General features: G+C 69.0%; 20 protein-coding genes. 6 read left to right on the top strand and 14 right to left on the bottom strand.

The window, feature by feature from the left end:
- Positions 1-178: 178 nt before the first annotated feature.
- Entirely contained in the window at positions 179-829 is a 651-nt protein-coding gene (locus tag AB7E83_RS15190) for an FMN-dependent NADH-azoreductase (protein WP_428570860.1), read from the top strand.
- A gap of 66 nt (positions 830-895) precedes the next feature.
- On the opposite strand, the gene AB7E83_RS15185 is transcribed toward AB7E83_RS15190, so the two are convergent.
- Both AB7E83_RS15185 and AB7E83_RS15180 read right to left on the bottom strand, forming a co-directional pair.
- Positions 896-1,459: an NADPH-dependent FMN reductase gene (locus AB7E83_RS15185; RefSeq protein ID WP_428570858.1), complete on the bottom strand. Its 564-nt coding sequence runs from the start codon at positions 1,457-1,459 to the stop codon at positions 896-898.
- A gap of 93 nt (positions 1,460-1,552) precedes the next feature.
- Positions 1,553-2,575, bottom strand: coding sequence for a sulfate ABC transporter substrate-binding protein (locus AB7E83_RS15180; RefSeq protein ID WP_428570857.1), 1,023 nt, complete (start codon positions 2,573-2,575; stop codon positions 1,553-1,555).
- A gap of 125 nt (positions 2,576-2,700) precedes the next feature.
- Between AB7E83_RS15180 and AB7E83_RS15175 the strand changes: the two genes are divergently transcribed.
- Complete coding sequence (locus tag AB7E83_RS15175) at positions 2,701-2,973, top strand: oxidative damage protection protein (protein WP_428570855.1); 273 nt, start codon at positions 2,701-2,703, stop codon at positions 2,971-2,973.
- A gap of 1 nt (position 2,974) precedes the next feature.
- Positions 2,975-4,081: an FAD-dependent 5-carboxymethylaminomethyl-2-thiouridine(34) oxidoreductase MnmC gene (mnmC, locus tag AB7E83_RS15170; protein ID WP_428570853.1), complete on the top strand. Its 1,107-nt coding sequence runs from the start codon at positions 2,975-2,977 to the stop codon at positions 4,079-4,081.
- On the opposite strand, the gene AB7E83_RS15165 is transcribed toward mnmC, so the two are convergent.
- Genes AB7E83_RS15165 through AB7E83_RS15145 form a run of 5 tightly spaced genes read right to left on the bottom strand, consistent with a single transcriptional unit; the run spans position 4,068 to position 9,165 of the window.
- Entirely contained in the window at positions 4,068-5,039 is a 972-nt protein-coding gene (locus tag AB7E83_RS15165; RefSeq protein WP_428570851.1) for a tripartite tricarboxylate transporter substrate binding protein, read from the bottom strand. The genes mnmC and AB7E83_RS15165 overlap by 14 nt on opposite strands.
- A 33-nt stretch (positions 5,040-5,072) precedes the next feature.
- The gene (locus AB7E83_RS15160; protein ID WP_428570849.1) at positions 5,073-6,053 is read right to left on the bottom strand and encodes a tripartite tricarboxylate transporter substrate binding protein; all 981 of its coding nucleotides are present in this window, start codon (positions 6,051-6,053) and stop codon (positions 5,073-5,075) included.
- A 19-nt stretch (positions 6,054-6,072) separates the two neighbouring features.
- Positions 6,073-6,384: a DUF4387 domain-containing protein gene (locus tag AB7E83_RS15155; RefSeq protein ID WP_428570848.1), complete on the bottom strand. Its 312-nt coding sequence runs from the start codon at positions 6,382-6,384 to the stop codon at positions 6,073-6,075.
- A 4-nt stretch (positions 6,385-6,388) separates the two neighbouring features.
- Entirely contained in the window at positions 6,389-7,750 is a 1,362-nt protein-coding gene (locus AB7E83_RS15150) for an acyclic terpene utilization AtuA family protein (protein ID WP_428570846.1), read from the bottom strand.
- A complete protein-coding gene (locus AB7E83_RS15145) occupies positions 7,747-9,165 on the bottom strand; it encodes an LLM class flavin-dependent oxidoreductase (protein WP_428570845.1) in 1,419 nt (472 codons plus the stop codon). The genes AB7E83_RS15150 and AB7E83_RS15145 overlap by 4 nt, the downstream gene beginning before the upstream one ends.
- 226 nt (positions 9,166-9,391) lie before the next feature.
- Between AB7E83_RS15145 and AB7E83_RS15140 the strand changes: the two genes are divergently transcribed.
- A complete protein-coding gene (locus tag AB7E83_RS15140; RefSeq protein WP_428570844.1) occupies positions 9,392-10,507 on the top strand; it encodes a flavin reductase in 1,116 nt (371 codons plus the stop codon).
- A 52-nt stretch (positions 10,508-10,559) separates the two neighbouring features.
- Entirely contained in the window at positions 10,560-11,531 is a 972-nt protein-coding gene (locus tag AB7E83_RS15135; RefSeq protein ID WP_428570843.1) for a LysR family transcriptional regulator, read from the top strand.
- 16 nt (positions 11,532-11,547) lie between these two features.
- Here AB7E83_RS15135 and AB7E83_RS15130 read toward each other — a convergent pair whose 3' ends face one another.
- The 7 genes from AB7E83_RS15130 to AB7E83_RS15100 are packed head-to-tail and all read right to left on the bottom strand — an operon-like array spanning position 11,548 to position 19,849.
- Positions 11,548-12,423 carry an isocitrate lyase/PEP mutase family protein gene (locus tag AB7E83_RS15130; RefSeq protein ID WP_428570841.1) on the bottom strand — a complete coding sequence of 292 codons (876 nt, stop codon included), beginning with the start codon at positions 12,421-12,423 and terminating at the stop codon, positions 11,548-11,550.
- A 22-nt stretch (positions 12,424-12,445) separates the two neighbouring features.
- Positions 12,446-13,555 carry a TauD/TfdA family dioxygenase gene (locus tag AB7E83_RS15125; RefSeq protein ID WP_428570839.1) on the bottom strand — a complete coding sequence of 370 codons (1,110 nt, stop codon included), beginning with the start codon at positions 13,553-13,555 and terminating at the stop codon, positions 12,446-12,448.
- A 53-nt stretch (positions 13,556-13,608) separates the two neighbouring features.
- Complete coding sequence (locus tag AB7E83_RS15120; protein ID WP_428570837.1) at positions 13,609-15,915, bottom strand: molybdopterin-dependent oxidoreductase; 2,307 nt, start codon at positions 15,913-15,915, stop codon at positions 13,609-13,611.
- Positions 15,916-15,923: 8 nt separating this feature from the next.
- Positions 15,924-16,556, bottom strand: coding sequence for a 3-isopropylmalate dehydratase small subunit (gene leuD / locus AB7E83_RS15115; RefSeq protein ID WP_428570835.1), 633 nt, complete (start codon positions 16,554-16,556; stop codon positions 15,924-15,926).
- Between the two features lie 10 nt (positions 16,557-16,566).
- Positions 16,567-17,970, bottom strand: a complete 1,404-nt coding sequence (gene leuC, locus AB7E83_RS15110) for a 3-isopropylmalate dehydratase large subunit (RefSeq protein ID WP_428570833.1) — start codon at positions 17,968-17,970, stop codon at positions 16,567-16,569.
- Positions 17,967-18,857, bottom strand: coding sequence for an isocitrate lyase/PEP mutase family protein (locus tag AB7E83_RS15105; protein WP_428570831.1), 891 nt, complete (start codon positions 18,855-18,857; stop codon positions 17,967-17,969). Before AB7E83_RS15105 ends, leuC begins: the two co-directional genes overlap by 4 nt.
- A 23-nt stretch (positions 18,858-18,880) precedes the next feature.
- The gene (locus AB7E83_RS15100; RefSeq protein WP_428570829.1) at positions 18,881-19,849 is read right to left on the bottom strand and encodes a tripartite tricarboxylate transporter substrate binding protein; all 969 of its coding nucleotides are present in this window, start codon (positions 19,847-19,849) and stop codon (positions 18,881-18,883) included.
- A 152-nt stretch (positions 19,850-20,001) separates the two neighbouring features.
- Here AB7E83_RS15100 and AB7E83_RS15095 point away from each other — a divergent pair, with 152 nt between their 5' ends.
- On the top strand, positions 20,002-20,745 hold the full coding sequence (locus AB7E83_RS15095) for an IclR family transcriptional regulator (RefSeq protein ID WP_428570827.1): 744 nt from the start codon (positions 20,002-20,004) through the stop codon (positions 20,743-20,745).
- Positions 20,746-20,818 lie beyond the last annotated feature (73 nt).

Below are 20,818 nucleotides of genomic sequence, written 5' to 3'. Positions count from 1 at the left end.
ACGATTCCACCGTCACTCCGGGCCACGCGCGACTGCCCACCATCACGGCGGAACGTTGCCCGCGATCACGATGGAACGCTGCCCGCCATCGCGTGGAATGGGTGCCCGCGATCAGTGGAATAGGCAAGTTGTCGATGCGATTCCACAATCAATCCATCCCAAACAGGAGATTGAGACCATGAAACTGCTTCACATCGATTCGTCCCCCCTCGCCGGCAATTCCGTCTCGCGCCAGATCGGCCGGAGCGTCGTGGCGCAGTGGCGCGCGACGCATCCGGGCACCGTGGTGGAATACCTCGACCTCGCCGTCGATGCGCCTTCGCATCTCGACGCCGATTCGCTGGGCTTTCGCCTCGGCATCGATGCCGCGGAACTCACCGACGCGCAGAAACGCGAGAACGCGGTGTCCGAGCGCCTCGTGACGCAATTCCTCGAAGCGGATGTCGTGGTCGTCGGCGCGCCGATGTACAACTTCTCCGTCCCTTCGCAGCTGAAGGCGTGGATCGACCGGGTGGCGCAGGCCGGCCGCACGTTCAAGTACACCGAGCAGGGGCCGGTCGGCCTGGCAGGCGGCAAGACCGTGATCGTGGTGTCCTCGCGCGGCGGCAAGTACGACGGCGTCCCCGCCGCGGCGCACATGGAGCACCAGGAGAGCTACCTGAAGGCCGTGTTCGGATTCTTCGGCGTCACCGACCTGCGTTTCGTGCGTGCCGAAGGCATGGCGATGGGCGAAGCGGCGAAGGCCGAAGGCATCGCGCAGGCCGCCGAGGACGCCAAGCGTCACACGGCGGTGGCGGCGAACGAAGGTCGCGCGAGCGTCGCGGCCTGAGCGCGCGAAGCGCCAGGCACTGGGGCGGCGCAGCGGCGGGGCCGCGTTGCCGCCCACGCGCAAAGGTCAGGCGGCCTTCGCCACCGCCGCGTGCTGCCTGACCCACGCCACGTACTTCGTGACCCAGCCCTGCACGAACTTCTGCGAGTCCGCACCGATGCCGCCGTCCTCGGCGAAGAAGCCTTCCTTGTTCTGAAGGAACATCTCGGGCTGGCCCAGCGTCGGCATGTCGAGGTAGGCGAGCACGTTGCGCAGATGCTGCTGCGCGAGCGCCGTGCCGATCGCACCCACCGAGACGCCGATGACGCCGGCGGGCTTGCCGGCCCATGCGCTCTTCCCGTACGGACGCGACGCATGATCGATCGCATTTTTCAGCACGCCGGGAATCGAGCGGTTGTACTCGGGCGTGACGAAGATGACGCCTTGCGCGGCCGCGATCTCGGCCTTGAAGCGCTTGACCTGATCGGCCTGGTTGGCGTCGTCGTCCTGGTTGTAAAGCGGCAGGTCGTCGATTCGCGAGAGCGAGAATTCGAACTCCTGAGGCGCGAGTTTCGCCAGCGCCTGGGCCAGCTTCTTGTTGAAAGAGTCGCGACGAATGCTGCCGACGACCACGGCGATCTTGTAGCTCATGAATGCTCCCTGATGCAATTGACTTTCGAGGACGATTATGGGTGTTTCGTTCTCGACCGTTGCGATCAGGACGCACGGATGACAGCCCTCGTTTCACTTCCTCATATAAATCTGGTCGAAGCTGCCGTTGTCCGCAAAGTGCTCCCTGTCCGCCCTGGCCCAGCCGCCGAACGCCTGGTCGACGGTGAACAGGTTGAGCCTGGGGAACTGCTTCGCGTACTTCGCCTGCGCCTTCTGCGAGACCGCCGGCCGGTAGAAGTGCTTGCCGATGATGTCCTGGCCCTCCTCGCTGTAGAGGAACTTCAGGTATTCCTCGGCCACGGCGCGCGTGCCCTTTCGGTCCACGTTCCTGTCGACCACCGTCACGGCGGGCTCGGCGAGGATGGAGATCGAGGGCACGACGACGTCGAACCTCGCGCCGAACTCCTTCTCCACGAGGAAGGCCTCGTTCTCCCACGCGATCAGCACGTCCCCCTGGTTGCGCTGCGCGAAGGTGATGGTGGAGCCGCGCGCGCCGGTGTCGAGCACGGGGACATTGCTGTAGACCTTCGCCACGAACTCCTTCGCCTTCGCATCCCCGCCGTACTTCCGCTTGGCGAACTCCCACGCAGCGAGGTAGTTCCAGCGCGCGCCGCCGGAGGTCTTGGGGTTGGGCGTGATGACGGCGACGCCCGGCTTCGCGAGGTCGTCCCAGTCCTTGATGCCCTTGGGGTTGCCCTGGCGCACGAGGAAGACGATGGTGGAGTTGTAGGGCGAGGCATTGTGCGAGAGGCGCTTCTGCCAGCCCTCCTTCACCCAGCCGCCGTTCCTGGCAAGCGCATCGGTGTCGCCGGCCAGCGCAAGCGTGGCGACGTCGGCGTCCAGCCCGTCGATGATCGAGCGGGCCTGCTTGCCCGAGCCGCCATGCGACTGCTTGATGGTCACGTCCTGCCCCGTCCTGCCTTTCCAGTGCTTCGCGAAAGCCTGGTTGAACTCGACGTAGAGCTCGCGCGTGGGGTCGTACGACACGTTGAGCAGGGTCACGGGAGGCGCCTGCTGCGCGAGCGCGGGGGCGAAGGCGACAGGCACGGCCGCGAGGGCGAGTGCAATCTTGATAAAGTCGCGGCGTAGGCTCATTGATTCTTTCCCATTTGCGTGTGTTGGAACGATGAGCCGGATTCTGGAAGCCGCGCCCCGAATGTGGAACGACAGTGTTTTCAGTAACTCATGCAGATAAGCAAATCCGGCGAAGGAGTCCCGCGATGCCCCGCACCGTTCAATGCATCAAGCTCGGCAAGGAAGCCGAAGGCCTCGACTTTCCCCCCTACCCCGGCGAGCTCGGCAAGCGCATCTGGGAAAGCGTGAGCAAGGAAGCCTGGGCCGCCTGGCTCAAGCAGCAGACGATGCTCGTGAACGAGAACCGGCTGAACCTCGCCGACCAGCGCGCGCGCGACTACCTGCGCCGCCAGATGGAAAGCCACTTCTTCGGCGGTGGCGCGGACGTCGCCGCCGGCTACGTGCCTCCCGCTTCGTGAGGTGAAGCCCGCGCGCTGCGCCGTCGTCGGCGCGGGGCTCGCGGGCGCCGCGGTCGCCTCGTCGTTCGCGCGCAGGGGCTGGCAGGTCGAGGTGCTCGATGCCGCCGGCGGCGCGGCGCAGGGCGCGTCCGCATTGCCGGCGGGCGTGCTTGCGCCGCATCAGTCGGTCGACGACAACCTGCTGTCGAAGCTCACGCGCGCGGGCGTTGCCGCGACGTGGGCACAGGCGCGCGCCTTGCTCGTCGAGGGCGTGGACTGGTCGCCCTCGGGCGTGCTGGAAAACCGCCAGGGCGATGCGCGGTCCGCGCCAGCACTCGGCCGAGAGCACGAGGTATGGACGCGCGCGGCGGATGCGGAGCAGAAGCGCGAGGCGGGGTTGCCGGCCGACGCGAATGCCTGGTGGCACGAGCGCGCCGCATGGATTCGTCCCGGCGCGCTCGTGCGTGCGTGGCTGGGGCAGCCGGGGATCGTGCTGCGCACGTCGTGCGCCGCTGCGTCGGTGGAGAATCGCGGCGCGACCTGGGAGGTACACGACGTGTCCGGCAGGTCGGTGGCGCAAGCCGAAGTCGTGGTGATCGCAGCGGCGCTCGGCACCGCGTCCCTGCTTTCCCAGCCGCTTGCGCTGACCCCCGTGCGCGGACAGGTCTCGTGGTCGCACGGCGACCCCGGCATCGGCGCGTTCCCCTTGAACGGCAACGGCCACTTCATCCCGCGCGCGACGATCGGTGGCCGGCCGGCCTGGCTCACGGGCTCGACCTATGGGCGCGGCGACACGGATCTCGCGGCGCGCGACGAGGATCACGACGCGAACCTGCAACGTCTGCGAACGCTCTGCCCCGTCGCGGCGGACCGGCTCGGCGACGCATTCGCCGCGCGCGCGGTGCATGCATGGACCGGCATCCGCTGCACGTCCATCGACCGGCGTCCGCTCGCGGGCTGGTTGTCGCCTGGCCTGGGCGTGTGTACCGCGATGGGCTCGCGCGGATTGACCTTCGCCGCGCTCTGCGCCGAACTGCTCGCGGCCACGCTGCACGGCGAGCCGCTGCCGCTGGCGCCCGGGCTCGCGCAGGCGCTCGACGTCCGGCGCGTGACCGCTACTCGAACTTGAAGCGCGCGACCAGCGGCTCGACGCGCGCGGTTTCCTCTTCCAGCTTCTTGCGGAACTGCGCCGGCGTGCCGCCGATGGTTTCCGCGCCCGCGGTCTTGATCGCGGCGATGACCGCGGGATCACCCATCGCCGCGGTGACCGCTTCGGCGATCGCGCTTACCACCTCGGGCGGCGTGCCCTTCGGCGCAAACATGCCGTACCAGCTCACCGAATAGAGCTCGGGCAAGCCCGCCTCCTTCGCGGTCGGCACGTCGGGCAGGCTGGGCGGCCGCTTGTCCCCGAGCGTGGCCAGCACGCGCACCGCGCCGGCCTTGTGCTGGGCGGCGACCAGGCTGCCGCCGAGCAGGCCCATGTCGACCGTGCCCGCCATGATGTCGTTCAGCATCGCCCCGGAGCCCTTGTACCCCACGATCACGAGGCTGGGGACGCTCGACTGGACGAGCATCCCCTGAAGACGCCCCGCGTTCGACGCCGTGCCGAACGAGCACTTGGCCTGCCCGCAGTGCTTGAACAGTTCCGGGAAGGTCTGCGCGGCAATGGACTTCTTCACGACCAGCGTGTTCGCCGACTCCGACATCTGCACCACGGGCTCGAGGCGCGACATCGGGTCGACGCCCTTGAACCCAGGCGTGAAACGGGTCAGCAAGAGCCCGTTCTGCTGCGCCAGCAGGGTCAGGCCATCGGGTCTGGCCTCCATCACGCGACGCGTTCCGATCAGTCCGTCGGCGCCCGCGAGGTTCTCGACGGTCACGGTCTGGTTCCACGCCTTGCCGAGGTAATTGGCCACGGCGCGCGACGCGGAGTCGCTCCCCCCGCCGGGGCCGTAGGGCACGACGATCGTGACGGGGCGGTCGGGCTTCCATGCGGGCGCGGCCGTCTGCGCGCCGGCCGCGAGCGGCCAGAGGGCGGCGCCGAGGACGAAAGCGGCGGCGCCTGCGAATTCCTTGCGGGATGTCATCGATGTCTCCTTCGGTTGCTTCGGTTGCTTCGGCTAATCGACCGACACCGGAAACTTCGCCATCAGCGGCTCGAGCACCAGCATCTCCTGCTTCACTTCCTGCGCGAACGCGGCGGGGTCGCTGAATACCGGCAGTGCCGCGCCCCCCTCGATGGTGGCCAGCAGCGCGGGGCTGCGCGAGATGGTCTTCACGGCGTCCCAGATCGCGTCGAACGTCCGCTGCGGCGTGTCCTTCGAGACCATGAGGCCGAACCACGAGTTGCCCAGCACGTTGTACCCGCTTTCCTTGAGGGTGGGCACGTTCGGCAGCATGTTGAAGCGCTCGGCGGAACCCACGGCCAGGTACTTCAGCTTGCCGTTGCGATACTGGGGCAGGCCGGACGACACGGCCGGCAGGCCCATCGTGATGTGGCCGCCGAGCAGATCGTTCATCATCGGCCCCGTGCCCTTGTAGGGCGCATGCACCGCGATGTCCTTCAGTCCGGCGGCGTCCATCAGGTGGCGGCCGATCAGCGTGCCGTACTTGGTGGAGCTGCCCCAGCTGCACGGCGGCTTGGCCGCCTTGCAGTAGGCGACGAAGTCCTCGAAGGTGTTGCCGCGGAAGCTGGTGGAAACCGCGAACGACAGCGGCGAATGCTGGATCTTCGAGATCAGCCGAAGCTGGTCCATGATGTTGTTGCCCGCCGCCTTGTACAGCAGCATCTGGTTCACCTGCAGCAAGATGGTGTGTCCGTCGGCCGGCGCGCGCAGCACCTTCTGCGTGCCGATGATGCCGTCGGCGCCCGCGACGTTTTCCACCACCACCGTCTGGCCGCCCCAGTGAGCCGACAAGGCCAGGGACAGCGACCGCGCCAGCGCGTCGCTGCCGCCGCCGGGGGGATAGGGAACGACGATCGTCACCGTCTTCGTGGGGAAGGCCTGCGCCTGCGCCTGCGACGCCGCGGCGAGGCCGAGCGCGAGGATCAGGATCGCCGGCAGGCGCATGCGCCACTTCGGAAAGGAAATTCGAATCACGGGCTTGTCTCCTCGTCCATCAAAGGGGAATCACGACATCGAGCACCGGCGCATGCTGCTGCGAGCCGTAGACGTCGGTGTCGCCGATGTCGCCGGCCGGCACCAGGCGCGGCAGCGTGGCCTTGAACGCGAGGCCCGCGTCGTAGGCGGTGAACAGCACGTCCTCGGCCGGCACGCCGTACAGCTTGCCGAACAGATCGGCGCACAACACGCCCGTGTCGCGCACGCGGCGGTACATCGCGGCGTCCTTGAACACGACGTCGATGGTGACCTGGAAGGGCCCCGCGTTCTTGCTCTTGCAGATCGGGGCGATCTCGCGAATGGTGGGCATGGCGTCAGACCATCTCGTACGTGATGGGGAACATTTCCAGCGGGCTGTCGGGCAGCACCACGTGGCACATGCTGAAGCGGTACGCGGGGCCGACCGGCAAGTCGGAGGGCGACAGCGGAAAGGCCATGTTGCCCTCCATCGACAGCCGTCCGGGGAAGTCGGTGTGCAGCATGGTCGTGCGCGCCAGCGCGATCACGGCCGAGGCGAGTTCGGCGCTCGGCGCCACGACGTCGACGAGGAAGCCGAGTTCGTGGCCGCACCGATCGCGCAGCGGCTCGCGCGCGCCCATCACGCCGTCGCGGCCGTAGGTGTGCACGGTGAGGTGATAGTCGCCCTCGGCGATGTCGAGGTCCGCCGCCTTCTTGCGCACCATCGCGCGCACCAGCGCGAGGTAGTCGTCGATGGTGGCGATCACCACCGGGTCGCGCGTCGCGCAGAAGGTCACGGCGCGCCAGCCGATCAGCTCCGCCGCTTCGAGCTTGACGGTGTAATTGTCCGCGGGTGCCCAGCGCATGCCCGTCACCTCGGTGGCGCGCGCGGTGACCGCGTCGAAGGAACAGGCTTCGGTGTGGAGCACGCCGCCCGGCTCCACGTGACGGATCGGGCTCGCGTTCTCGTGCAGCGAGAAGTTCGCCATCGACATCGGCGTGCAGATGCGCTCGGCGCCCATCGGCTCGCAGGTCACGCCGGACGCGGTGACCGTGGCGACCAGGCAATCCGGCCCCTTGGGCGTGACGGGGCTCGCGCCGCACTCGAGCATCTTGCCGGCATACCATGCCTGGGCCGCGGGAATGCCGCGGCGCATGGCGACCGCGGCGAAGGGCGCGGGGTCGGTGCTGCGGCTGCCGAGGATGACCTGCGCGCCCGCATTCAGCGCCTCGACGTAAGGCTCCGGCCCCATCAGGCCGACGATGCGTTCCGCCCTGTCCACCGTCGCCGCATCGAGCGCCGGCATCTTGCCCAGCGGCTGCACGCGCCCCTGCGCGATGCGCCGCTTGATCAGTTCCTTGTCCTGCTCGGCCTGGATCAGCGCCATCTTGAAACCGAGCTTGCACTCGCGCGCGATGTCGCGCGCCATCTCGGCCACCAGCGCAAGGTGCGGCGCACCGCCCGCGCCGCCGCAGGTGCCGACGATCAGCGGCACGTCGTGCTTGCGCGCGGCGATCAGCATGAGGCGCAGGTCGCGGCGGATCGCGCGCGGCGACACGAAGGGCTTTCCGCTGCCCAGGTAGTACGGACCCGGGTCGGTGCTGCCGCCGTCCGCGCCGACGAGATCGACGCCGCGCGCCATCGCCGCATCGAGGCTGGCCTCGGGAAAGCCGTAGCCCAGGATGCCGCAGGTCGAGACCATGCGGACCGTGGTCATGCGGCGACCTCCGCCGCGCCGGAATTCGCGGGCGCGGACGACTTCGCGCGCTTCGCCGCGACGGGCAGTTCAAGCCCGAGGTTCTCGCGCAGCGTCGTGCCGCGGTATTCCGTGCGGAACAGGCCGCGCCGCTGCAGTTCGGGCACCACCAGCCGGGCGAAGTCCTCGTAGCCGCCCGGCACGTGCGTGCCCGCCACCACGAAGCCGTCGCAAGCGTGCGAGTCGTACCACTCCTCGAGGCCATCGGCCACTTCGGACGGCGTGCCGATGAAGAGCGGAAAGTCGTGCATGGTGCCGCGCCTCGTGATCTCCACGAACTCGCGCGGCGACGGATTGGCCTTGCCGCTCGCCTGCACCACACGGTCGCGCATGGTCTGCATGCCGCCCATGCTCGCCATGTCGGCGTCCGACAGCGGCTCGTCGTAGGGGCGGCTGCCGAAGTCGAAATTGATGATCTCCGACAGCAGCGTCAGTCCGTCGACCGGGATGCTGAGTGCGTCGATCACGGCGGCCTTCTGCACCGCCTCCTCGTGCGTGGGCGCCACCACGGTGTAGATCGCGCAGACCACCCTGACCTTGTCGGGGTCGCGTCCGGCATCGGACAGCGCCTGCTTGATTTCCGCGTACTGCTTGCGCCCGGACTCGAGGCTCTTGTACGACACGAAGATCAGCTCGCCCCACTGCGCGGCGAAGCGCTTGCCGCGGCCGCTCTGCCCGGCCTGGATGATGACCGGATGGCCCTGCGGCGACTGCGGCACCGTGAACGGGCCGCGCGACTGCACGTACTTGCCCTTGAAGTCGAGCCGGCGCACCTTGGCCGGATCGGCGAAGAGGCGCTCCTTCCTGTCCATGATGAGCGCGTCGCGGTCCCACGAAGTCCAGTGGCCGAGCACGACCTCGATGAATTCGTCGGCGCGATCGTAGCGGGCGTCGTGCTCCAGGTGTGCGTGCTGCCCGAAGTTGAACGCCTCCGAATCGTTCAGCGAGGTCACGACGTTCCAGGCGCTGCGCCCGCCGATCATGAGGTCGAGCGTCGCGAACACGCGGGCCACGTGATAGGGCTCGTAGTAGGTCGTCGAGTAAGTGCCGCCGATGCCGAGGCGGCTCGTGGCCAGGCCCATCGCCGTCATGATCGGGATCAGGTCCAGCTTCACCGCGCGGATGCCGTGTCGCACGGTGGCCGTGAAGTCCTGCTGGTAGATGTCCGGCATGGCGAGCCGGTCGTCGAAGAACGCGAGGTGGAACTTCGCGTCCTCGAGCGTGCGGGCCACGCGCTGGTAGTACTGGGGCGTGAGGAAGTCGTTCACCGCCTCCGGGTGGCGCCACGAGGCCGCGTAGTTGGAACAGTTCTGCGCCTGCATGAACGCCACCAGCGTCATGCCCCCGCCGGGTGTGGTGTCGGCTCGATCCCGCATCTCGGTCGTGTCTCCGTGAGCGCCCGCCGCGGTGGGGGGCTTGCCGGATTCTGGAGCGGCGCCCGCGTGCGCAGAACTCATCTCTCGCTATAAGTCCATCGGTGCCGCTGATAAATCGCGGCGCGCGCCCCGCCACTTATCACCTGCGCGGATCGACTTATAGCGATTCGCGACTTCCTCGCGCCCCGCCGCGTTTCTAAACTGCGCACGGTCACATGGAACCACGATGAACAAGGGCCGACCCATGGCCGATGCCGTCCTCTCATCCTTCGAGCCGCGCCAGCTGCGCGACGTGCTCGGCACCTTCATGACCGGGGTCACGGTGGTGACCACCGAGGACGCGGCCGGCGTCGCGCACGGCGTCACGGCCAACTCGTTCAGCTCGGTCTCGCTCGATCCGCCGCTGGTGCTGTGGAGCCAGTCGCTCGCCTCGCGCAGCCATGCCGCCTTTCGCGACAGCGATCATTTCGCGATCAACATCCTCGCGGACGACCAGATCGCGATCTCCAACCATTTCGCGAAGTCGCGCGACGACAAGTTCAGCGGCATCGCGCACACGCGTGGCGTCGGCGGCGTCCCGGTGCTCGAGGGCGTGGCCGCGCATCTCGAATGCACGAAGGTCGCGGCGTATCCCGGCGGCGACCACATGGTCTTCGTCGGCCGGGTCGAGCGCATCGGCCACTCGAGCCGGGCGGCGCTCGCCTTCGGCAACGGACGCTACATGGTCGGCTACTCGCACGACCTCGGCCCGGCGTCGCTGCGCCTGGGCACCTCGCGGCCGGCGCATCTGCAGGGGCTGCGGATCGCCACCGAGGCCCTGCCCGCGATCGCCCGCAGCGTGGGCGACCACACGCTCTGCCTCGCCGTGTGGGGCAACCATGGACCGACGGCCGTGCATTGGGAACCCTCGCTGCGGCCGGTGAGCAACCAGTTGCGCCCCGGCTTCGTGATGAGCATCGCGCGCTCGGCGACCGGGCGCGCATTCGCCGCCTTCCTCCCGCCGGAGATGACGCAGCCCCTGGTGGACGAGGACCTGCGGCTCATGCCCGCGACGGGTGAAAGCCTGCCCGCGCGACGGGAGCGCTTCGCGCAGGAGATCGCGGAGGTCCGCGAGCGCGGGATCGCGCGTGCCATCGGCGCCGGTCCGTCGGACCTGCATCGCGTGGCGGTGAATGCGTTCAGCGTGCCGGTCTTCGACGCGGAAGGGCAGATGGCGATGGCGCTGTCGCTCACCTCCGGCGCGGCACGGTTGCCGCCGGACTGGGAAGGCGAGGTTCCGCGGCGGCTGGCCGAGGCGGGGCGCGAGCTTTCCACACGACTCGGCCGCGAGGGCTTGCCCTAGAATCGTCGGCGATGGACCGGCTCCGCACGGCCCGGAGTCGAGGTTCCAGCGCATGCCGATGACACCCGAGAAAAAGCCGGCCACGCCCGCCGACGCGGCGCCCGCCTCGTCGGGCGTCGGCTTGTCCGAGCTGGAGACATTCATCGCGGTCGCCGAGCTCGGCAGCTTCAGCGAAGCGGCCCGGCGCCTGCACTTGTCGCAGCCTGCCGTGACGGCGCGCGTGCAGAAGCTCGAATCGCTGCTGGGCGCGCGGCTCCTGCACCGGACCACGCGCAGCGTCGAGACGACCGAGGACGGGCAGCGCCTCGCCGCGCAGGCGAAGCAGACGCTGCGCGATCTCCGCCTGCTGCTCTCCGAGTTCATGCAGCGCCGCGCGCTCGATCGCCATCGCGTGGTGGTCGCGGCCAGCCCGATGGTGGCGGCCACTTTGCTGCCCGAAGTCATCGGACGCTTTTGCGCACGCTTCACCGATGTCGACGTGACGGTGGTCGATTCGCGCCACGCGCTCGCGCTGGAAGCGCTGGAGCGCGGCGAAGCGGAGCTCGCGTTCGTCGCGCTCGACGAGCCCCAGCCCCGGCTGCGATTCACGCCGCTGCTGACGGAGCCCGTGGTGCTGGTGGTGCAGCAAGGCCATGCGCTGGCCGGGCAGGAGAGCGTCGGCCTGCGGCAGCTCACGCCGTGGCCGGTGATGGTGCTCGACAAATACTCGGCGCTGCAGCAGGCGCTGGCGCAAGCCTACGAGCGCCAGGGCCTTCAGTTCCGGCCGATGGCGACCGCGACCAACCTCACCACCCTGCTCGGCCTGCTCGATGCGGGCCGCGGCGTGGTGCTGCTGCCGCGCTGCATGGCGCAGCACAACGCGCTGCGGCCGCGCGTGGTCGTGCCGCTGGCCGACTGCGACCTGGTGCGCAACTACGGCATCTTCTCGGTGCGGGGGCGTGAGCTGAGCCCGGCGGCACGCAGCTTCCTCGAGTTCGCGCAGCGCGATTTCGCGGCGGCGGATTCCTCGCGGATCGCGGGATAGCGACGGACAAAGCCGGTCAGCGCCCGGTCGGGGACGGCATGGCCGCCCGCACCCGGATCTCGTTCCAGGCATCGGTGCCGAAGCGCTGGTGGCCGGCCGCGATGCTCCCCATGTTGCGCACCGGCTTCGGCACGCCCGTCTTCGCCAGGTCTTCGAGCACTTCGTCGAAGGTCGCGATTGCGTTGCGCAACAGCATGCCCGGCAGGATGGCGAGCCGGTAGCCCATGGCCTGCGCATCCTTCAAGGGCACGAGGGGCGTCTTGCCACCGGCCGCGATATTGAGCAGGCAGGGGCCGCCGACGCGACGCGGCACCTGCGCCATCTCGCCGAGGTTTTCGGTGGCCTCGACGAACACCATGTCCGCGCCCACGTCCAGCGCGGTCTTCGCGCGTTCGATGGCCTCGTCCAGGCCGAGCACGGCGCGTGCATCGGTGCGCGCGATGATCAGGAAATCCGGGTCGGTGCGCGCCTGCACGGCCGCGCGGATCTTGATCTCGAACTCGCTGCGCGACACGACCTCCTTGCCGTCCAGATGCCCGCATCGCTTGGGCGCGACCTGGTCCTCGATGTGGATGCCGGCCACGTTGCGTGCCTCGAACTCTCGCACCGTCCGATGGACGTTGAGCTCGTTGCCGTAGCCCGTGTCGGCATCGGCCACGAGCGGGATGGTCAGCATGCGCGCGATCGCCGCGGCGTTCTCCACCATCTCGCTCATCGTGACCAGCCCGAGGTCGGGGTAGCCGCGCGCGGCAGACGTTCCGGACCCCGTCATGTAGGCGCACTTGAAGCCCGCCTGTTCGATCACGCGGGCGGAAATGCAGTCGTACGCGCCGGGCGCGACGACCATGTCGGGTCCAGCCAGGAGCTGGCGCAGTTGGTGGGCGGCTCGCATGCGGTTCCTTTCCGGATGGCGGTCAGGCCGCGACGGGTTGCAGGCACGCGGGCACCTTCATGCCGCACACCGCCGCCTGTCTCTGCTCGTACTCGAGGAACTCCGGCGTGACGTGGCTGCCGCGCAGGCCGCCGCGCACCGTGCCCGGCTCCACGGACTTGTAGCCTTCGAGCCAGCCCTCCGGCATGGCCTGCCCCTGCGGCAGGCTGAGCCAGAAGCGGATGAGATGGCGGCGGCGCTCCGGCTCGGGCCAGTCCTCGAACGCGGTGCGCGAGTGAATGGTGACGTGGTTGTTCAGCAGCTGGAAGTCGCCGGGCTCGAGGTCCATGGAAAAGCAAAGCCGCGGATCGCGGACGACTTCCTCGTACAGGTCGAGCGCCTCGACCTGGAGCGCGCTCAGGTGGCCGATGCGGTCGCTGAAGTCGCGGTGCGCCGCGTCCACGTTCTTGCGGTTGTGGCGCGAGGCGAAGCGGCCGTCGCGCATACCGAAGATCGGGCAGGTGAACCACTCGCCGTCGCCGGGCGCCTGCGCGCCCTGGTAGCTGTAGTGGAAGGGCTGGGACAGCACCGCCTGCAGGTCGGGGCGGCGGCGGCCGATCTCGTCGTACACGGCCATCGAACTCACGACGAAGCTCGATCCGCCGCTCTTGGCCGCGTTGATGCACAGCAGCCCGACGAGATCGCAGAAGTCGCAGTGGAAATCGAGTTCGGCGTTGGTGTTGTAGCCGCGCCCGCCGCGCACGCGGTAGGCGCCGTCGCCAAGCTCGTCGCGCACGTGCGAAAGGATGTTGCTTTCCCTGCCCTGCGTGCGCGCGACGCCCGTGTGCAGCCCGATCCCCCACACCACCACTTCGGCGTCCTGGTCGGACCACTGGCGCACCGGCAGCCCCTTGAGCACGCACAGGCCGTAGTCGGTCTGCGTCTTCGCCACCGCGGCGCGCACCGCGGCCAGCGCGGGCGGCGTGAGCGGAAAGTCACTGGGCTGCATCTGCAGCATGGTGCGTCCCGTGCGCCTGGCATGCGCGAGGGCGGCTTCGATGCCGTCCACGGCTTCCGGCGACAGCGGGTGCTTCCACGAGTCGTCCTTGTGCAGGTCGTCGCGGGTCCAGGCGTGCGGTATCGGGCTGTTCACGGGGCTTGCCTTCTTCGGTTCGTTCAGGTTCGTTCAGGTTCGTTCAGGTTCGTTCAAGGTTCGTTGCGTTCAAGCACCGGCGGCCGGAACGCCGTGACGGGGGGCGCGTCGCCCTCGAATTTCTCGAGCTGGACCAGGCAGGTCTGCGCGCTGCAGCCCTGCGACAGCGCGGAGGTGCCGACGTCGATGGTCAACACATTGGCGTTGCCGTGCTTGTCGAGGCTCGCCGCTTCCGCGAAGGACACCGGGTCCCACCACGCGCCGGTCGAGAGCTTCACGACGCCGGGACGGATCGCGGCGGACACGCGTGCGCCCGCGAGGCAGCTGCCGCGGTCGTTGAAGACGCGCACGATGTCGCCATCGGCGATGCCGCGTGCCTTCGCGTCCGTGTCGCTGACCATGATCGGCTCGCGCCCGCGCACCTTGTTGGCGAGACTCAGCGCGCTGTGGTCGAGCTGGCTGTGCAACTTGGTGTGCGGCTGGTCGCTGATCATGTGCAGCGGAAAGCGCTGCGCCTTCGCGCTGCCCAGCCATTCGACGGGCTCGTACCAGCGCGGATGCCCCCGGCAGTCGTCGTTGCCGAAGCCCTCCAGCCGCTCGCTGAAAATCTCGATCTTCCCGCTCGGTGTCTTGAGAGCATTCGCGACGGGGTCCTGGCGGAACGCCTCGAGCATCACCACGGACTGCGCGGGCGCTTCGGTATCGACGAGGCCATCGGCCCAGAAGCGCTCGAACGCGGGCAGACGCAGGCCGGCGCGCTCGGCGGCCGGATGGCAGTCTTCGTAGAGCTTGCGCAGCCACTCGCGCTCGCTGCGGTTTTCCGTGAAGGTCTCGTGAACTCCGAGCCGTGCCGCCAGGTCGGCGAAGATCGCGAAATCGTGGCGGGACTCGCCGACCGGTTCGATCACCTTCTTCATGGCGACGATGAAGCGCTCGCGCTGCGATTGCCCGATGTCGTCGCGCTCCAGCGTGGTGGTCGCGGGCAGCACGATGTCGGCCATCTTCGCGTTGGCCGTCCAGAACTGTTCGTGGACCACGATGGTCGAGGGCTTGTGCCACGCGCGCCGCAGGCGATTGATGTCCTGGTGATGGTGGAACGGGTTGCCGCCGCACCAGTAGACAAGGTCGATGTCCGGGTAACGGTGTTCGCCGCCGTTGTAGCGAAAGGTTTCTCCGGGGTGCAGCAGCATGTCGGCGATGCGCGCGCACGGGATGAACGGCTTCACCGGGTTCGTACCCTGCGAGAGCGTGGGGCCGCCATAGCGCGGCTCGGCGCTGCCGACCATGTTGAGCGCGCCGTAGCCCACGCCGAAGCCGCCACCGGGAAGCCCGATCTGGCCCAGCATGGCGGCCAGCGTGAGCACCATCCAGTACGGCTGCTCGCCGTGATGCGCGCGCTGCATCGCCCAGGACGCGGTGACGATGGAGCGCGTGGCCGCGAGCTCGCGCGCCAGCGCCGCGATGCGCGACGCCGGCACGCCGGTGATGGCGGCGGCCCACTCGGGCGTCTTGGGCTGGCCGTCGTCGGCGCCTTCGAGGTATTTCGCAAAGCGCTCGAAGCCGACGCAGTGGCTTTGCAGGAATGCGCGGTCGTGCAGGCTCTCGGTGTAAAGCACGTACGCGATGCCGATCATGAAAGCCGTGTCGGTGTTCGGTCGCGTCGCGATCCATTCGACCTCGCCGCCGGTGTCGATGTTGTCGCTCACCGGGCTCACGTTGACGAAGCGCGTGCCGGCCGCCGCCATCGCGCGCAGCGACGCGGCGAGCGTGTGCCGGCCGACGCCGCCGGGGCTGACCTGCGAATTCTTCCAGGGCGCGCCGCCGAAGCTCACGAACAGCTTCGTGTGCGTGCGCAGCACGTCCCAGCTCGTGTGGGAGGCCGTGAGCTCGCGCATCGGCGCGACGATGTGGCCCATGATCACGTGCGCCGCGCCGAGGCTGTACGACTCCGTGTGGCGCACGTAGCCGCCCAGCGCATTCAGGAAGCGGTGGACCTGGCTCTGCGCGTGGTGGAAGCGCCCCGCGCTCGCCCAGCCGTAGGAGCCGCCGAACACGGCCTCGTTGCCGCGCTGCGCGATCGTCGTCTTCAGCGCGCCGGCGACGAGGTCGAGCGCCTCGTCCCACCCGATCTCGACGAAGGGCTCGCAGCCGCGCTGCTCGCGCGCCGCGCCCAGGCCCTGCCGCAGCACGCTCTTGCGCACGGCCGGACGCATGACGCGATTGGGGCTCGTGCAGGCGTCGAGCATCGACAGGCCGATGGGCGATGGCGAAGGATCGGCCGCGAACGGCTTCAGCGCGGGGCGGCCGCCCTCGCTCGCGACTTCGTAGATGCCCCAGTGGGTGGCGGTGTAATGGCGCATGTCGGACTTCAGGCGCGGCGCGCCTGCCACGCGGCCATGTCCAGCGGCACCCACGGCATGCGGGCCGCATGTTCTCGTGCGAAAGCTTCGATGCGCGCCTGCTCGCGCAGCGTGAGATCGATGTCGTCGACCCCTTCCAGCAGGCATTCCTTCCAGAACGGCGCGATGTCGAAGTGCGCGGTGGCGTCGCCGCAGGTCACCGTCTGCGCGGGGAGATCGACGGCGAAGCGCGCACCCTTCGCCTGCTCGGCCAGCAGCCGGGCGATCGTGCCGTCTTCAAGTCGGACGGGCAGCACGCCGTTCTTGTAGCAATTGTTCGTGAAGATGTCCCCGAGGCTCGCCGCGATCACGCAGCGAAAGCCCGCGTCGGACAGCGACCAGACGGCGTGCTCGCGCGAGGAGCCGCAGCCGAAGTTCGCGCCGGCCACCAGGATGACGGCGCCCTGGTTCTCGGGCCGGTTGAGCGGGAAATCCGGGCGCGGCGATCCGTCGGGCGCCACCCGCAGGTCGTGGAACAGGAAGCCCCCGTAGCCCCCGCTGCGCGGATTGCGCAGGAAGCGTGCGGGCACGACCTGGTCGGTGTCGATGTTGTCGGCGTCGAGGTGCGCTGCGCGGCCTTCGAGGTGCTTCAGGGGCTGCATTGCCGTGCTCCTACAGGTAGTCGCGCGCGTCCGCGAGATGCCCGAGCATCGCGGTGGCGGCGGCGGTGGCGGGGCTCACGAGGTGCGTGCGCGCATCGCGCCCCTGCCGCCCCGCGAAATTGCGGTTGGACGTCGAGGCGCAGCGCTTGCCCGCATCCACGAGGTCGCCGTTCATGCCGACGCACATCGAGCAGCCCGGCTCGCGCCATTCGAATCCCGCGGCCTTGAACACGCCGTCGAGGCCTTCGGCCTCCGCCGCACGCTTGACTTCGGCCGAGCCCGGACTCACGAGCGTCAGCACGCGCGCGCGGCCGCCGAATCGCCGCACGATGGCTGCGGCGGCGCGCAGGTCCTCGAGCCGGCTGTTGGTGCAGGAGCCGATGAACACCTGGTCGATGGCGATGCTGTCGATGCGCTGCCCCGCCGCGAGGCCCATGTAGTCGAGCGCCGCCGCGCGGCCCGCCTGTTCGCGCTGCGCGCCGGAAGCGGCCGGGTCGGGCACGCGGCCCGTCACCGCCACCGCATGCTCGGGGCTGGTGCCCCAGGTGACCATCGGCGACACCTCGGCGGCATCGAGACTTACCTCGGTGTCGAAGACGGCGCCCTCGTCGGTGCGCAGGGTGCGCCAGTGCGCCACGGCCTGGTCCCACAGCGCGCCGCGCGGCGCGAGCGGCCGGCCTTTCACGTATTCGAAGGTGACTTCGTCGGGCGCGACCATGCCGGACTTCGCGCCCGCTTCGATCGTCATGTTGCACAGCGTGCAGCGCTGCTCGATGGATAGCGCCTCGATGGCGGTGCCCGCATATTCGACCACGTGCCCCGTCGCGCCCGAGGTTCCGAGGGTCGCGATGATGTGCAGCGCGAGGTCCTTGGCCGTCACGCCCGCGCCGAGCACGCCGTCGACGCGGATGCGCATGGTCCGGGGGCGCAGTTGCCACACCGTCTGCGTGGCGAGCACGTGCGCGACCTCGCTCGCGCCGATGCCGAACGAAAGCGCACCGAGCGCGCCGTGGGTGGACGTATGCGAGTCGCCGCAGACGAGCAGCGTCCCCGGCAGCGTGAACCCCTGCTCGGGGCCGACGACATGGACGATGCCTTCGCGGCCATCGCCCATCGCCAGCGCATGCACGCCATGGTCGGCCATGTTGCGCGTGTAGTCCTGCAGGATGCGCAGCGCGGACGCATCCTTCACCACGTCGATCGTGCGCGCCGTGGTCGGCACGTAGTGGTCGGGCGTGGCCAGCGTGAGCTCCGGGTGCGCGACGGGCAGCGCCTTGGCGCGCAGGCGGCCGTAGGCCATGAACGAGCCGTCGTGCATGATGTGCCGGTCGGCGAAGAGCAAGGTGCGGCCGTCGTCCTTGCGCATGACGACGTGCGCGTTCCAGACCTTGTCGAATAGCGTCAGGGCGGTCATGGGGCAGCTCCGGCGGCGGTGTCGCAGCGTTTCTCGAATTCCCACACGTCCTCGAACCCCATGAGCGCATGCATCTCGGGGCTGCTGAAGAGCGGCAGCGGCAGGCCGATGGCGGTCTTGTTGTCCTGCAGGTAACGGTAGGTCTCGCGCAGCGCGTGCGCCACCACCTTGTGCGGCAGGCTCGGGTAGATCGCGAGCGCGAAGCCCATTTCCTCGAGCTGCGGGGCGGGAATCTCGGGCGTGCGGGCGCCGCTTTGCACCACGTTCGCGACGAGCAGCGCGCCCTTCATGGCGCGGCCGATGCGCACGAGTTCTTCCTCGCTCTCGGGGCTTTCCACGAAGATCAGGTCGGCGCCCGCGCGCGCATAGGCCTCGGCACGACGCAGGGCCTCGTCGAGTCCGAGCGAGGTCCGCGCGTCGGTGCGCGCGACGATGAGCGTGTCCGGGTCGCCGCGTGCCTCGACGGCCACCCTCACCTTCGCAACCATGTCCTCCAGCGGCACCACGCGGCGGCCGGTGGTGTGGCCGCATTTCTTGGGCATTTCCTGGTCTTCGATCTGCACGGCCGCCGCGCCGGCCTTCTCGTAGCCGCGCACCGTGTGCCGGACATTGAGCAGGCCGCCATAGCCCGTGTCGGCATCGGCCACGAGCGGGGTCGTCGTGCCCGAACACATCGTGTCGACGCGGCCCACCATGTCGGTGTAGCTCGCCAGCCCGGCGTCGGGCAGGCCGAGGTGCGACGCGACCGTGCCGTAGCCGGTCATGTAGAGCGCGTCGAACCCCATGCGGTCCGCGATCCGGGCGGAGATCATGTCGTACACGCCCGGCGCGATGACGATGCGCCCCTGCGCGAGCCGCGTGCGCAACTTCGATCCGTTGGTAGCCATGGCCGTGTCCTTCACCTGCGACGTCATTCCGACAGCGGGTATTTCGCGAGCAGCGCATTGAGCAGCGTGCGCTCCTTGCGCGCATACTCGACGAACTGCTCGGGCGTGCTGAACACCGGCGCGCCGCCGCCGCCCTCGATCGCCGCGCGCAGTCCGGGGTCTTTCGATACCGCGGCCACCGCCTGCACGATGCTGTTGAACACCTCGTTCGGCACGTTCTTCGGCACCATGAGGCCGTACCACGAGTCGCCGAGCACCGGCCAGCCGTTTTCGACGAGCGTGGGGATGTTGGGCGACAGCGGGAAGCGTTTCTCCGAGCCGACCGCCAGCATCTTCATCTGCCCCGACTGCACGTACCGCAGGCCGGATGCGACCGACGGCACGGCCATCGTCACGTGGCCGCCGAGCAGATCGTTCGTCATCGGACCGCCGCCCTTGTAGCTCACGCCGATCGCGTTGCCGATGCCCGCCACGTCCATCAGCTGCTTGCTGATCAGCTGCGCGTACCGCGTCGCAGTGCCGATGCTGCAGGGCGTGGTCGCCGCCTTGCAGTGGGCAACGAAGTCCTGCATGGTGTTGCCGGGGAACTTCGACGAGACGGCGAAGGACAGCGGCGCCGTCTGGATCAGCGAGATGAGGCGCAGGTCGCCCACGAGGTCGCGGCTGCCGGTTTCGGTCAGCTTCCACATCAGCATGGTGTTGAGCTGCAGCAGCAGCGTGTAGCCGTCGGCGGGCGCGCGCAGCGCCTTCTGGGTGCCGATGATGCCGTCGGCGCCGGGAACGTTGTCCACGATGACGGTCTGGCCCCAGTGCTTCTCGAGCACCTGCGCCATGCGCCGCGCGACCACGTCGGTGCCGCCGCTGGGCGCGTAGGGGACGACGATGGTCACCGTCCGGTTCGGGAAGGCCTGGGCCAGCGCGCCGCCCGCAAGGGCGAGCAGGCCGGCCGCCGCGAACGCGGCGTGGACGAGATGGCGGGTCACGGCTTTCATGCGGTCTCCTGCTTGACGCGATGTCGGGGTCGGGGTCGATCTTTTCTTTTCACACGCCCGTTTGAATTTGTTCTATATAATGGAACGCGCGTTTTACATTTGTAGATTATCCCGGACGGCATTCGCCTGTCAATCGGGAGATGGAGGAATGCATGAACAACACGCTGGTGAACGGACTGCAGCTGCTCGAGCTGCTGGTGTATTCGGACAAGCCGCTGGGCGTGAGCGCGATGGCCGCGCGCCTGGGACTCGGCAAGAGCAACGTACACCGCCTGCTGCAGGGGCTCGTCGAACTGCGCTACGTGTCGCGCGAGGACGAGGGCCGCAGCTACGCGGCCACGCTCAAGGTGTGGGAACTCGGCAATGCGCTCGGCGGCCGCATGGACGTCCGGCAGGCGGCCCGCGCTTCCATGGAGAAGCTGATGCAGAAGACGCGCGAGACGATCCACCTCTCCGTCCTCGACGGCGCCGAGATCGTCTACCTGCACAAGATCGACAGCCCCGAGCCGGTGCGCGCCTATTCGGAGATCGGCGGCCGCGCGCCGGCGCACTGCGTGGCGACGGGCAAGGCGTTGCTGGCCTGGCAGCCCGAGGAGGTCATCGCCGGCCTCTCGACGCACCTGAGCCGGCACAGCCCCAACACGATCGTCGACGCCCGGGACTTCGCGCGCGAGATGCGCAAGGTGCGCGAGAGCGGCCATGCGGTCAATCGCGGCGAATGGCGCGACAGCGTGTGGGGCGTGGCCGCGCCGATCCGCGGCGCGCGCGGCGACATCGTCGCGGCCATCGGCGTCTCCGGGCCGGCCGAGCGCATCCGCCAGGGCCCCGTGAAGCGCTTCGCCGCCGACGTCATGGAAGCGGCGGAGGCGATCTCGGCGGAACTGCGCAAGGGCTGACCGCGGCGCCGCGTCGATTGACGCGGCCGGCCCACGCCCTTACTATTCCAGTATTGAAAATATTCGTTCTGCA

It is taken from the genome of Ramlibacter sp. (assembly GCF_050250995.1).
Lineage (GTDB): Bacteria > Pseudomonadota > Gammaproteobacteria > Burkholderiales > Burkholderiaceae_C > Ramlibacter.
Note: the sequence above shows the minus strand (reverse complement) of the source record. Positions and strands in the feature narration are given on the sequence as shown.